This window comes from Kitasatospora sp. CB02891 (assembly GCF_002803145.1).
Taxonomy (GTDB): domain Bacteria; phylum Actinomycetota; class Actinomycetes; order Streptomycetales; family Streptomycetaceae; genus Kitasatospora; species Kitasatospora griseola.
Genome location: NZ_NNBO01000005.1, coordinates 475,770 through 488,301, shown reverse-complemented (window position 1 = coordinate 488,301; position 12,532 = coordinate 475,770). Strand labels below are relative to the sequence as shown.

Annotated in this window: 17 protein-coding genes and 1 riboswitch; of the genes, 13 read left to right on the top strand and 4 right to left on the bottom strand. The window is 71.5% G+C overall.

Features of this window, described 5'->3' with window-relative positions; genetic code table 11:
- Positions 1–27 precede the first annotated feature (27 nt).
- The 11 genes from CG736_RS14965 (at position 28) to CG736_RS14925 (ending at position 6,613) form a co-directional block, all read left to right on the top strand.
- On the top strand, positions 28–525 hold the full coding sequence (locus CG736_RS14965; RefSeq protein WP_232733997.1) for an RNA polymerase sigma factor: 498 nt from the start codon (positions 28–30) through the stop codon (positions 523–525).
- Between the two features lie 5 nt (positions 526–530).
- Positions 531–1,139, top strand: coding sequence for a methylated-DNA--[protein]-cysteine S-methyltransferase (locus CG736_RS14960; protein ID WP_100586748.1), 609 nt, complete (start codon positions 531–533; stop codon positions 1,137–1,139).
- A complete protein-coding gene (locus CG736_RS14955; protein ID WP_100586692.1) occupies positions 1,136–1,876 on the top strand; it encodes a 2OG-Fe(II) oxygenase in 741 nt (246 codons plus the stop codon). Before CG736_RS14960 ends, CG736_RS14955 begins: the two co-directional genes overlap by 4 nt.
- Positions 1,873–2,163 carry an Ada metal-binding domain-containing protein gene (locus CG736_RS14950; RefSeq protein ID WP_232733996.1) on the top strand — a complete coding sequence of 97 codons (291 nt, stop codon included), beginning with the start codon at positions 1,873–1,875 and terminating at the stop codon, positions 2,161–2,163. Before CG736_RS14955 ends, CG736_RS14950 begins: the two co-directional genes overlap by 4 nt.
- The gene (locus CG736_RS14945; protein WP_198520504.1) at positions 2,151–2,675 is read left to right on the top strand and encodes a hypothetical protein; all 525 of its coding nucleotides are present in this window, start codon (positions 2,151–2,153) and stop codon (positions 2,673–2,675) included. Before CG736_RS14950 ends, CG736_RS14945 begins: the two co-directional genes overlap by 13 nt.
- Positions 2,672–3,343 carry an alpha-ketoglutarate-dependent dioxygenase AlkB gene (locus tag CG736_RS14940; RefSeq protein ID WP_100586691.1) on the top strand — a complete coding sequence of 224 codons (672 nt, stop codon included), beginning with the start codon at positions 2,672–2,674 and terminating at the stop codon, positions 3,341–3,343. Before CG736_RS14945 ends, CG736_RS14940 begins: the two co-directional genes overlap by 4 nt.
- A 4-nt stretch (positions 3,344–3,347) precedes the next feature.
- Entirely contained in the window at positions 3,348–3,971 is a 624-nt protein-coding gene (locus CG736_RS14935; protein WP_100586690.1) for a DNA-3-methyladenine glycosylase I, read from the top strand.
- Positions 3,972–4,023: 52 nt separating this feature from the next.
- Positions 4,024–4,149, top strand: coding sequence for a hypothetical protein (locus CG736_RS38385; RefSeq protein ID WP_255419008.1), 126 nt, complete (start codon positions 4,024–4,026; stop codon positions 4,147–4,149).
- Between the two features lie 187 nt (positions 4,150–4,336).
- A complete protein-coding gene (locus CG736_RS36215) occupies positions 4,337–4,495 on the top strand; it encodes a hypothetical protein (protein ID WP_157815590.1) in 159 nt (52 codons plus the stop codon).
- Between the two features lie 285 nt (positions 4,496–4,780).
- A complete protein-coding gene (locus CG736_RS14930) occupies positions 4,781–5,230 on the top strand; it encodes an ester cyclase (RefSeq protein WP_100586689.1) in 450 nt (149 codons plus the stop codon).
- 552 nt (positions 5,231–5,782) lie between these two features.
- Positions 5,783–6,613, top strand: coding sequence for an SDR family oxidoreductase (locus CG736_RS14925; protein ID WP_198520503.1), 831 nt, complete (start codon positions 5,783–5,785; stop codon positions 6,611–6,613).
- 269 nt (positions 6,614–6,882) lie between these two features.
- On the opposite strand, the gene CG736_RS14920 is transcribed toward CG736_RS14925, so the two are convergent.
- From CG736_RS14920 to CG736_RS36210, 3 genes are all read right to left on the bottom strand, one after another.
- On the bottom strand, positions 6,883–7,797 hold the full coding sequence (locus CG736_RS14920) for an NAD(P)H-binding protein (RefSeq protein WP_100586744.1): 915 nt from the start codon (positions 7,795–7,797) through the stop codon (positions 6,883–6,885).
- Between the two features lie 229 nt (positions 7,798–8,026).
- On the bottom strand, positions 8,027–8,272 hold the full coding sequence (locus tag CG736_RS14915; protein WP_100586688.1) for a hypothetical protein: 246 nt from the start codon (positions 8,270–8,272) through the stop codon (positions 8,027–8,029).
- A complete protein-coding gene (locus CG736_RS36210) occupies positions 8,269–8,442 on the bottom strand; it encodes a hypothetical protein (protein WP_157815589.1) in 174 nt (57 codons plus the stop codon). Before CG736_RS36210 ends, CG736_RS14915 begins: the two co-directional genes overlap by 4 nt.
- A 252-nt stretch (positions 8,443–8,694) precedes the next feature.
- A riboswitch (cobalamin riboswitch) is annotated at positions 8,695–8,920 on the top strand.
- 151 nt (positions 8,921–9,071) lie between these two features.
- Between CG736_RS36210 and metE the strand changes: the two genes are divergently transcribed.
- Both metE and CG736_RS14905 read left to right on the top strand, forming a co-directional pair.
- Positions 9,072–11,390 carry a 5-methyltetrahydropteroyltriglutamate--homocysteine S-methyltransferase gene (gene metE / locus CG736_RS14910; protein ID WP_100586687.1) on the top strand — a complete coding sequence of 773 codons (2,319 nt, stop codon included), beginning with the start codon at positions 9,072–9,074 and terminating at the stop codon, positions 11,388–11,390.
- A 71-nt stretch (positions 11,391–11,461) separates the two neighbouring features.
- Complete coding sequence (locus CG736_RS14905) at positions 11,462–11,686, top strand: hypothetical protein (RefSeq protein WP_100586686.1); 225 nt, start codon at positions 11,462–11,464, stop codon at positions 11,684–11,686.
- Between the two features lie 80 nt (positions 11,687–11,766).
- Here the strand turns inward: CG736_RS14905 and CG736_RS14900 are convergent, their stop codons facing one another.
- Positions 11,767–12,525: a CbtA family protein gene (locus CG736_RS14900; RefSeq protein ID WP_100586685.1), complete on the bottom strand. Its 759-nt coding sequence runs from the start codon at positions 12,523–12,525 to the stop codon at positions 11,767–11,769.
- Positions 12,526–12,532: the final 7 nt, after the last annotated feature.

The window sequence follows — 12,532 nt, the reverse complement described above, 5'->3', positions numbered from 1 at the left end:
TGCCACCGCACGTACGTCATCAATGGGATGGACATGAAACAACCGTTCGAGAGTGTGGTCGCGCAGCACGGCGCAACCGTGCTGCGCGTCTGCCGGGTCGTCCTCGGCCCGCACGATGCGGACGACGCGTGGTCGGAGACTTTCCTGGCCGCCATGCGCGCCTATCCCGATCTGCCGGAGACGGCGAACGTGGAGGCGTGGCTGGTGACGATCGCGCACCGCAAGGCGATCGACGTGCTGCGTGCCGCGAAGAGGAATCCCGTGCCGGTCGACGAGGTACCGGAAGCACCGACCGGGCGGGGCATCCCTGATCCCGGCGACACCGACCTGTGGGCCGCAGTGAAAGAGCTCCCCAGCAAACAACGCCAGGCTGTCGCCTACCGCTATGTGGCGGGGCTGGCGTACGCCGAGATCGCGGAGATCCTCGGCGGCACCGTCGAGGCGGCCAGGAGGGCCGCCGCGGACGGGCTCAGGAATCTCAGGAAACACTATCCGGGCGCGATCGTGAGAGGAGCATCGTCGTGAGCGACATGCGCAACGATGACGACATGGCCGTCCTGCTGTCGACAGCCGTGGACGCCGACACTCTGAGTCGCCTCCACCGCCGCCTGGAGCGGGCCGCGGAGCAGGCCGACCTGATCGATGTCGCTTACACGACCATCGACTCGCCCGTCGGCAAGCTGCTGCTCGCCGCCACCCCGAAGGGGCTGGTCCGCGTGGCGTACGCCGGCGAGGACCACGATCGAGTGTTGGAAGCCCTCGGCCAGAAGCTCAGCCCGCGGATCCTGCGCGCCCCGCAGCGGCTGGAGGAGGCGGCTCGCGAGATCGACGAGTACTTCGCCCGGCGTCGCCGGGTCTTCGACCTGACGCTGGACCTGTCCCTGTCGCACGGATTCCGGCGCCTGGTGCAGACGCATCTGCCGGAGATCGAGTACGGCCAGACTCGCAGCTACCGGGACATGGCCGAGCTCGTCGGCAACCCCAAGGCCGTCCGGGCGGTGGGCACCGCCTGTGCGACCAACCCGCTGCCGATCGTCGTCCCGTGCCACCGGGTGCTGCGCACCGACGGCACGCTCGGCGGCTACGTCGGCGGGCTTGAGGCCAAGACCACGCTGCTGGAGTTGGAGGCCGCGGCATGAGCACCACGAAGGCGACCGGGCAGAAGACGGACCGCTGGCGCGGCCGCGTCGAGTCCGGCGACTGGGAGGCGATCACCGCGGAGGTCAACGAGTACGGCGGCGCGCTGCTGCCGCAGCTGCTGACTCCCGAGGAGACGGTGGAGATCAGGGAGCTGTACGAGCAGGACGGCCTGTTCCGCAGCACCGTCGACATGGGCCGGCACCGGTTCGGTGAGGGCCAGTACCGGTACTTCGACGCGCCCTACCCCGAGCCGGTCGAGCGGCTCAAGCAGGCCCTGTATTCGAGGCTGCTGCCCGTCGCCCGTGACTGGTGGACCAAGCTGGGCAGGCCCGCGCCCTGGCCGGACTCGCTCGACGAGTGGCTGCAGATGTGCCACGACGCCGGCCAGACGAAGTCCACGGCGATCCTGCTCCGCTACCGGGAGAAGGACTGGAACGCCCTGCACCGCGACCTGTACGGCGACCTCGTGTTCCCGCTTCAGGTCGTGGTCAACCTCAACGAGCCCGGGGTGGATCACACGGGCGGCGAGTTCCTGCTCCTGGAACAGCGCCCGCGCGCCCAGTCCCGGGGCACGTCCACGCTGTTGCCGCACGGCCACGGATACCTGTTCACCACCCGCGACCGGCCCGTCAGGTCCGTCCGCGGATGGTCCGCCGCGCCGGTTCGCCACGGCGTGTCCGCCGTCCGGTCCGGCGAACGTCACACCCTGGCCCTCGTCTTCCACGACGCCGCGTGAGCGACGCGATGAACGCCTTCACCCTCCTGGGGGCCGACGGCCGGCTCTACCGGTCGCCGGTCAAGGGAGAGTGGGGCGGCCATCGCGACTCGAAGATCTACGGACGGCTCGACTGCCCTGCCGCCCTGCGTGCCATCGCCCGCGGCGGCTACGTGAGGCACCGAGTCTTCTTCGCCGACGAGGCCACTGCCCTCGCCGCCGGGTTCCGGCCCTGCGGCGCCTGCTGCAAGGACCGCTACCAGCGGTGGAGGACCGCCCGAGAGGAGGGTCGACCATGGACCCCCTGACCAGCCCCCTGCTGAAGAGGCCGGCGAGCTACGACGCAGACCTGACGGCCACGGCCGCCGAGGTCGCGGCCATCGTCCAACTGGCCCGCGACCGCCGTGCCCGGACCGTCGTGATCGGCTCCGGCCGCACCCCGCACGCACGGGAGAGTGCACGCCTGATCGAATCGGCCTGGGACCGCGCGGAGGGCACCATCCTCGCCACGATCACCTGGCCCGAGACCGGGGCCTCCTGGCTGCGCCACGCCTCACGATTCGCCGACGCCGACCCCGACCTGTGGGTGATGACCGGCCCCGCGACCGGCTGGGCGCAGATGACCCGGCGGCTGCTGTGGTCGACCCCGTGGCGCCCCGAACGCACCCTGGCGACCGCCGGGATCGGCGATCCGGGCACGCTCGCACTCGTCGGCCTGAGCAATCTGAACGGCCTGGCCGGCGTGACCGCCCAGGGCACCACCTGGCTCGTCGAGGACGACACCCTCCAGTACCGCACCCGCACGCAGGAGGGGCGATGACCGTGCTGTTCACTCCGCAACTCCCCGAGCGCGACGCGCAGGAGATCGCCCCGGGCGCCGCCCACGTCCCGAACTGGCTGTCCCTGGAACAGCAGCAGTGGATCGCGGACCGGTTCCACGAGTGGGTGCGAGGCCCCGTCCCCCTGCGCGCCGCGACAGTCCGCGGACACCGGATGTCCGTGCGCACCGTGTGCCTGGGCTGGCACTGGCAGCCGTACCGGTACACGCGAGCGGCCACCGACGTGAACGGGGCCCGGGTCCTTCCGTTCCCCGACTGGATGGTCCGGCTGGGCCGCTCCGCTCTTCGGTCGACCGGACACGATGCGGCCACGATCGACGCGTACACGCCCGACACCGCGCTGGTGAACTACTACGACACCAACGCCCGCCTGGGGATGCACCAGGACAAGGACGAGGAATCCCGCGCCCCGGTCGTGTCGCTGTCCATCGGCGACACCTGCACGTTCCGCTTCGGCAACACCGAAACCCGGGCAAAACCCTATACGGACCGGCTGCTGGCCTCCGGCGACCTTTTCGTCTTCGGCGGACCCGCCCGCCCCGCGTTCCACGGTGTCACCAAGGTGCACCAGGACACCGCCCCCGCAGGGTGCGGCATCAGCCACGGCCGGATCAACATCACGATGCGCATGACAGGGCTCGACGGATAAACACATGACACAGCAAACCAGCTGCACCACCGCCGACCCTGGCGTCGTCGTCGGAGCGGACGGACTCGGACGTCCCGCGTGGGCGGCCGTCGACCCCCTACTGCGCGACTACTACGACACCGAGTGGGGCATGCCGGTCACCGACGAACGCGGCGTCTACGAGCGCGTCAGCCTGGAAGGGTTCCAGGCGGGCCTGTCCTGGGCGACGATCCTGCGCAAACGACCCGCGTTCCGTGCGGCGTTCGACGACTTCGACCCGGACGTGATTGCCGCCTACACCGAGAGCGACGTCGACCGGCTGATGGCCGACGCCGGCATCGTACGCAACCGACAGAAGATCCAGGCGGCCATCACCAACGCCCGCGCCACCATCGAACTGCGCGATGACATGGGCCTGGCCGACCTGGTGTGGTCCTTCCGGCCCGAAACCACCCCCCGCCCCCGGACCTTCGCGGAGATCCCCACGAAGTCGACCGAGTCCATCGCGCTGTCGAAGGAACTGCGACGGCGCGGCTTCGCCTTCGTCGGCCCGACCACCATGTACGCGCTCATGGAGGCGATCGGCATCGTCGACACCCACCTGCTGGACTCGCACCGGCGCGGCAGTTCCGCAGTCTGGACCTCGTGACCTGCTCCGTTTCTACCCTCAAGGCCCCAGCGACTCCGAGACCGTACTGCGGATGCCGACTGCCCACGCGATCCCCGGGAGCCGGGGAAGCAGACGTCCCGGGCCGCACCAGGTCGCCGTCAACCTGCCCGCCGGGATCCCCGACCCCGACGGACTGGCGGCGCCGGTCCGCCACTGACTGGACCTCGACTCCGGAACTGCACGGATCACGGCCGACCGGTAGGACAAGACATACGACCTGACCGTCTTCGACGCCCATAAATACGGGCCGCAGAAGCGGCGCGCGACCGCTGCCGAATACTCCTTCCCAAACCTCTCGGAAGAAAGAACCCGATCGGCCCAGCTCCAGTTCGCTACGCCCTTCGGTGCCGGTCGGCATTTCGGCCATCGGCCCGACCAGCGGCACCGCCCGCGACGGCTTGACGCGGATGGAGCCCACCCAGGAGGAATGGGTGGCACACGCGCCCAAGATCGAACTCCTGCGCAACGCCCGCGCGGCGGGCATCGAACACGTGATCGCCTGAAGCGGCACAACGGCGGAGACCGTCTACGAGGCCCTCGGCCTCACCGCCGGCCGCCCGCAGAACCCTGCCGCAACCGCCCCGCGAAGAGGCCGCAGAGACCTCGCGGCCGCAGCGAGGGCCCATTCCGGCACGGCCCCGCAGCCAGCGATCCCTCGACCGACTGCCAGCCCCTCAGTTCGACCTTATAAATCCTCGCCACCGATCTCACGTTTCGAACTCGACGAACGTCTTCGGAATGTCATCACGCCGCAAGCGAACCGATGGCAACAACAGAAAGGAAAAACCATGTCGCTCGAAGAGAACAAGGCGATCGTCGGCCGCTGGTTCACCGAATTCTGGGGCAACCCCTTCAACCCCGAAATCATCGACGAACTCGCCGCCCCGGACATCCGGTTCGAGTACTCGCTGCACAAGCCCATGCGCGGCCGGGACGAGGTGCGCGCCTTCGCGACCAACTTCCGCACCGCGTTCCCGGACCTCAACTTCTGGGGCACCGCGGACCTCATCGCCGAAGGCGACTACGTCGTCGGACAGTGGGAAGGCGGCGGCACCCACACCGGGCCGATCGTCTTCGACGACCTCCCCATCGGCTCCGCCCCCGCGGCATCCGGCAGGACACTCCGCTTCACCGGCAAGACGGTCCTCAAGGTCCAGAACGGCCTCATCGTCGAGGAACTCGGACTCGACGACGGCGTGAAGGTCCTCCAGCAGCTCGGCATCATCCCGACCGCCTGACCCCGACCGGCCGGCCGGCATCCAGCAGCAAACCGGAGGGGGCCCACCCCGCAACGGCAGGCCCCCTCCGGCAGTTCCAACACGCTGACCCGACCCGCCAAACCCCCTGCGCCAGGCGGGTCGGCCGCACTGAAGCCCGTGATCACCGGCGTAGCGTCAACCGCCGCACCGCATCCGTCGGTGCCGAGAATGATCACGGATCGGGCGGTGGGGTGATCCCGAGCAACTGCTTCCCGCCGGACGAGTGGTCCGGTGAAGGAGCTCGATGAGGAGAACGCGCGGGCGGCGCCGAAACCCCCTCCAGATTCACACCCGACCCGCAGCTGTTCGGTAGCCCACCGTGAACACCACGGCCCTTCCTGATGCAGGTCCGCCGGGGTTCCGGTCTGATACGGACATACCGGGTCAGGGCACCCGCGCGCGCACGCTCAGAGAGGCTCCAGCCGTGACAACCTCGATCGCCGTCGTCCTCGTTCACGGACGCCGACCGCACAGCAGCTCGGCGGACACCGCGTTCGGCGGGCCGGCACGACCGACCGTGGAGACCTCGCGGTGACCCCTTCCACACCGTCGCGATCGGCGAGGCCCGGTGACGACGACGGTCTGACCGGCCAGACCGTCGTCGTCACCGGGGCCGGGCGTGGCATCGGGCTCGCGATCACCGAGGCGTTCCTCGCAGCGGGATGCCACGTCGTCGCGGGATCACGGACACGCACCGAGGCCCTCGACACGCACGTGGAGCAGGGCGCGAACCTCACCGTCGTGGAAGTCGATCTCGCGACACCGGGCGGTCCGGCCGGGCTGATCACCGAGGCCGCCCGGCTCCATGGCGGCATCGACGTGCTGGTGAACAACGTCGGAGCGGTGCGCCCGAGGGTGGACGGTTTCCTGAGCGTGACGGACGAGGACTGGGACTGGGCCCTGAGCGTCAACCTCCTGACCGCCGTCCGCACCACCAGGGCTGCCCTGCCGCACCTGCTCGCCTCCGGCGCGGGACGCATCGTCACCGTCTCCTCGGTCAACGCCCGGCTGCCGGACCCCCTGGTCATCGACTACGGTGCCGCCAAGGCTGCACTGACCAACTTCTGCAAGGCCCTGTCCAAGGAGGTGGGACCACAGGGGGTGCGGGTGAACACGATCGGCCCCGGCCCGGTGGAGACCGCGCTGTGGCAGGGCACCGATGGCGTCGCCGCCACGGTCGGTCGATCCCGTGGTACCGGCCCCGACGACGTGGCCCGCGCTGCCGCGGCCCAGTCCGCGACCGGCCGCTTCACCCGCCCGGCGGAGGTCGCGGACCTCGTCCTGTTCCTCGCCGGCCCAGGCGCCGCGAACATCACGGGTGCCGACTTCGTCATCGACGGCGGGCTCGTGGACTCCCTGTGAAAAGAGTCAGGGTCCCGGTGGGGCAAGCTCGCCACCTGGCGCCTCGCCAGCTCCGGCCGAGGTGACTGCCCCGAGCGACACAGACTGAACTGGGCGTCGACCCCCGCGCCCGGGCCCTCGTAGGCGGCAACGACAAGGCCCGAGGACCGCAGGAGGGCCAGATCGTCCGGCTGGTCCGCGAGGAACTGAAGGATCTTCGGGAGGCAAGGTCTCTCCTCCCGCTGACAACTGAGGACCCCGGCGGACCACGGCAGGAGCGACGGAGTCGGCTACGGCCGCAGGCCGGGGGTGTTCCTGATGAAGTGGTCGAACCCCAGCGGGGGGCGTCCGAGGAGTTCGGCAACGTCGTTCGTGGCCCGGTCGTACCGGTTCTCGCCGTGCAGCCGCGCCATCGTGGCGATGTGCTCGAAGACGTGGGGCGGCAGGTCCTGCGTCCTGAGGTCGCGGTCCAACCACTCCTCGTACGGCACGTCGACGTACGTGATGGCCCGGCCCAAGGCGGCGGAGAACTCGGCCGCGATGACGCTCATGTCACGCGAGCGCGCTCCGGTCAGTTCGTAGACGCGGCGGGACGGCGGAGCTGAATCGAGCAGCAGCCGTGCGACGACCTCCGCCACATCGGCTGCGGCGACCGGCGAGGTCCGCGCGGACCCGAACGGCAGACGGATCGTGCGGTCGCGGAGGATCGACGCGAGGGCGATCCGCGCGAACAGCGGATTCTCCATGAACACGGTGGGCCGGACGTGGACGACCGGGACCCCCGACCAGTCGAGGACGTGCTCGGTCAGCCAGTGCAGCCGCTGCTGCCGGGACTCCGCACGGCTGGTGAGGTCCATCTGCGAGACCGTCATCTGCGAGATGCTCACCAGCAGATCGAAACCCCCGCTCTCCCGCGCGGCCGCGGCCACCGTCGTCGCCGCCTCCAGGTACGCGGGCGACACGCCCATCCCGAAGTAGGCCCGCCGGCAGCCCGCCAGCGCCTCGGCCACGTCGGCCCCGCGAGTGAGGTCACCGACCACCACCTCGACGCCGTCCACGGCCCTCAGCGCCGAGGCCCGCTCGTCGTCGTGGTGCACGAGCGCCCGGACCGGCACGCCCTCGGCACGCAACCGGTCGACGACCGCTCGTCCGACCCCGCCGACGCGCCCGCCGACACCAGTGACAAGGACGGGTTGGAACTGCACCGCGACCACCTCCTGCCCTCCGGGCCGGGAAGCCACTCCGCTCGGCCCGTTCGGGACAACCCTACGGACCGCGAATCGCCCACGCAGCCGCCTCCGGCAGGAACCGCCCGCTCCCGGCGGGGTGATCCACCCCTGCGCACACGGTGCTGGCCGAGGTGTCGCCGGCGAAGGGCAGACGGCCGTGTTCGCCGGGCAAGGCCTCCATCCTGCTGCCGTTGCCGGCGACCGGTCACCGGTGGTTGACGATGCCGGAGACGCCCCAGCCGATCGTGGCGAGCACCACGGCGAAGATCAGCCCGGCCAGGGTGCGGCCGAGCGGTCCGGCGGTGGGGCGGTCGGTGGCCGGCCGGCCGGGGAGGGGCGCCGGGTTGAGCAGGCGCAGGCCGAGGGCGAACAGGGCGGGCAGGCCGGCGCCGGTGAGCAGGCCGACCACGACGATCCGCCAGATCGCGTCCAGGTTGATCCAGGAGTTCACCGGCTGACCTCGTCGGTCCTGGTGGGCTCGGGCGCCACCGTGCCCGTCCACGCGGCGTTGACGTTCTCCGCGGTGACGGCCGGGCGGCGGGACCTGATGCGGCCGCGGCCGGAGATGATCACCCAGCACGCTGCCCGCGGCACCAGGACCCGGTCCGGCTCGGCGCTCACACAGTCGTACAGTGCCGGTGAACGGGCAGGTCGCGTTCACGGAGATCGACCCCGAGGGCGGGCACATCCATCACGGCGCCGGCCCGGGTACCCGGCCCACTGGCTGAACTCGCCTACCGGATCGCCGGGTTGAGGCAGAAGGCGCGCGAGGGCAAGGGCTGGGTCGCGGACACCTGCCTGCTGCGCCGCGCCGACCCCTCCCAGGGACCGGACACATCACCGACTTTGCGCCGGAAGCCGCCCGGGGCGTTCTAGACTGACCGCGCAACTGGTTCGCCCTGTCCGCCAGGCAGGGCGTCGTAAGAGGGAACCCGGTGGGAATCCGGGACTGCCCCGCAGCGGTGAGTGGGAACGACCGCCGTCATACGCACTGGGTCCGGACGGGCCTGGGAAGCGACGGCCAGTAGGTGCCCGGGATCGATCAACTCCCCGGGTGTGCCCGCGAGTCCGAAGACCTGCCCGTTGCCCGGATGCGTCCGTTCGCACCCGGTAGCCGGTGACCTCGAGGGCGGGTCGGCACGGACACCCGGCGGGCAGGCGCGGTCGAGCGCCGCACCGCCCGGTCTTCGCCACCCCGCGCGCCCTCCTGTGCACCGGACCCAGGATCAAGGCTCGCGAGGAGAGTCCCCTTGACTACGAAGTCCGTAGCCGCGGCAACCGTCCACGGCTACCCCCGCCAGGGCGGGAACCGGGAGCTGAAGAAGGCGATCGAGGGCTACTGGAAGGGCGCCGTCACCGCCGACGCGCTGCTCGCCACCGCCGCCGAACTGCGCTGCACCAACTGGCGCCAACTGGTGGGCGCCGGCATCACCGAAGTCCCCACCGGCGACTTCTCGCTGTACGACCACGTGCTCGACACCACCGTCGCCCTCGGCGCGATCCCGCCCCGCCACCGGGCCGCGTACGAGGCCGATCCGCTGGACGGCTACTTCGCCATGGCGCGTGGCACCCAGCAGACGCCGCCGCTGGAGATGACCAAGTGGTTCGACACCAACTACCACTACCTGGTACCCGAGTTGGGGCCGGACACGGTATTCGCCCCGGACTCCGCCAAGCAGGTCGGCGAACTCCGCGAGGCACTCGGCCAGGGCCACCGGGCCCGGCCGGTACTGCTCGGCCCGGTCACCTACCTGCTGCTCGCCAAGCCCGCACCCGGCGCGCCGGACGGCTTCGAACCACTCACCCTGCTCGACCGGCTGCTGCCCGTGTACGCCGAACTGCTGGCCGACCTGCGGGCCGCCGGCGCCGAGTGGGTGCAGCTGGACGAGCCCGCGCTCGTACAGGACCGCACGCCGGCCGAACTGAACGCCGCCGCTCGCGCGTACCGGGATCTCGGCGCGCTGACGGACCGTCCGAAGCTGCTGGTCGCCTCCTACTTCGACCGGCTCGGCGAGGCGCTGCCTGTGCTCGCCAAGTCGCCGGTCGAGGGCCTGGCGCTGGACTTCACCGGCCCGGCCGCGGGCAACCTCGCCGACCTAGCCGCGGTCGGCGGCCTGCCCGGGAAACGCCTGGTCGCGGGCGTGGTGGACGGCCGCAACGTGTGGATCAACGACCTGGGCGCCTCGCTCGCCACCCTCGCCACCCTGCTCGGCCTGGCCGACCGGGTGGACGTCGCCCCGTCCTGCTCGCTGCTGCACGTGCCCCTCGACGTGGCCGCCGAGCGCGACCTGGACCCGCAGATCGGCCGCTGGCTGGCGTTCGCCCGGCAGAAGGCCGCCGAGGCGGCGCTGCTGGCCCGCGCCCTGCGCGAGGGACGCTCCGCCATCACCGCCCAACTCGCCGCCAACCGCGCCGACCTGGCGTCCCGCGCCGCGTCCCCGATCACCCGCGACCCGGCCGTCCGGGCCCGCGCCGCGGCCGTCACCGCCGCCGACACCCGCCGCGACGCCCCGTACGCCGTCCGCGCCGAGGCCCAACGCGCCCGGTTGCAGCTGCCGCCGCTGCCCGCCACCACCATCGGCTCCTTCCCGCAGACCGCCGAACTGCGCGCCTCCCGCGCCGAGTTGAACGCGGGCCGACTGGAGGAGGCGGACTACCGCAAGCGGATGGAGGACGAGGTCCGCGAGGTGATCGCCTTCCAGGAGCAGGCCGGGCTGGACGTCCTCGTGCACGGCGAACCCGAACGCAACGACATGGTGCAGTACTTCGCGGAACAGCTCACCGGCTACCTGACCACCCGGCACGGCTGGGTGCAGTCCTACGGCACCCGCTACGTGCGGCCGCCGGTGCTCGCCGGCGACATCTCCCGCCCGTACCCGATGACCGTCGACTGGTACACGTACGCGCAGAGCCTGACCGACCGTCCGGTCAAGGGAATGCTGACCGGCCCGGTGACCATGCTGGCCTGGTCGTTCGTCCGCGACGACCAGCCGCTCGCCGACACCGCCCGGCAGGTCGCGCTGGCGCTGCGGGACGAGGTCGCGGATTTGGAGGCGGCGGGCGCGGCGGTGATCCAGGTGGACGAGCCGGCGCTGCGCGAGACGCTGCCGCTGCGCCGCGCGGGCCGGCCCGCCTACCTGGACTGGGCCACCGACGCGTTCCGCCTCACCACCGCCGCAGTCCGCGCCGACACCCAGATCCACACCCACATGTGCTATGCCGAGTTCGGCGACATCCTGCGCGCCATCGAGGAGTTGGACGCGGACGTCATCTCGCTGGAGGCGGCCCGCTCGCACATGCAGGTCGCCCACGAGCTGGCCGCGGCCGGCTACCCGGCGGAGGTCGGCCCGGGCGTGTGGGACATCCACTCGCCGCGCGTCCCGTCCCCCGCCGAGACCGTCCTGCTGCTGCGCCTCGCACTCACCGCCGTCCCCGCCGAGCGACTGTGGGTGAACCCCGACTGCGGCTTGAAGACCCGCGGCTGGCCCGAGACCCGGGCCTCGGTGGAGAGCCTGGTCGCCGCCGCCCGCACCCTGCGCGCGGAGTTGCAGAACCGGCGGATCGACTGACATGACACCGGTCCGGGCGGGCACGCCGCGCGCCCGCCCGGACCGGCCGGAGCGATCGAAGGGGGCGGCCGATGGCCGGACGGGGCGAAGTGCAGCGGATCAGGATCGGCGAGGAGGTGCTGGTCGTGCTCCCCGAGCGGGAGTACGAGGCCCTGCTCGCGAACCGGCGTCAGGTCGGCGGGTGCACCGCGCGGGTACGCGCCCTCCAGCACGCGCTGGCGGAGGCGCTGTCCCGCCTGGCCGCCGCCGAAGGGGCGGGTGCGGCGGACGACGGAGCGCCCGACGTCGCCCAGTAGGCGCCCCGCCCTCCGGCCCCGGGAACGCCGACGGGCCGGTCCGCACCGCATGAAAGGTGCGAACCGGCCCGTCGGAGTCGCTAGTTGGCGACCGGGGTCGCCTCGGCGGCTGCGTTGGCGGGGCGGGCCGGCTTGGGCAGCAGCAGGCGTTCGGCGAGGTGGCCGAAGAGCAGCCCGAAGGACAGCCACAGGGTGAGCTGGATGGCCAGGGCCGCAACCCGGAACTGCCAGAGCAGGGAGGCGGAGAAGTCCTCGGGGACTTCGTTGACGGCGGGCAGCAGGACGTACCCGAGGCCGATCAGCGCGGCGTAGCCGAGCCCGGCGGCCAGGGTGGCGTTCCAGTTGCCCAGGCGCGGGGCGAGCTGCTTGCCGGCCGCCACGGCGGCGACCGCGAGCAGCACGCTCAGCAGCATCATCAGGAAGTACAGGGTGGTGCGCTTGCCGATGGTCTCCGGGTCGCCCACCGACGGCGGGTTGGCCGGGTACTTGAGGAACGGGACGAGGTAGACGGCGACCAGTGCCGCGCCGGAGAGCAGCAGGGCGCCGGCCCGGGGGCCGAAGCGGCCGGTGCGGCCGAGGGCGAAGCAGTACGCGAGGGCGGCGATGCCGCCGAGCGCGAGGCCGTAGATCAGGATGCCGGTGGCCAGGCCCGCGGTGGACTGCAGGGTGCGGCTGACCAGTTCCTCGCCGTGCTCGTGGCTGTGGGAGTCCTCGAAGGCGATCGCCGCGTCGACCCGGGGTTCGCCCAGCAGGTAGGCGACGATCAGGGCGAGGACGCCCGCGCCGAGGCCGGCGAGCATGCCGCGGACCAGGAGGTTCCTGACGGTGTGGGAGTTCATGTGTTCA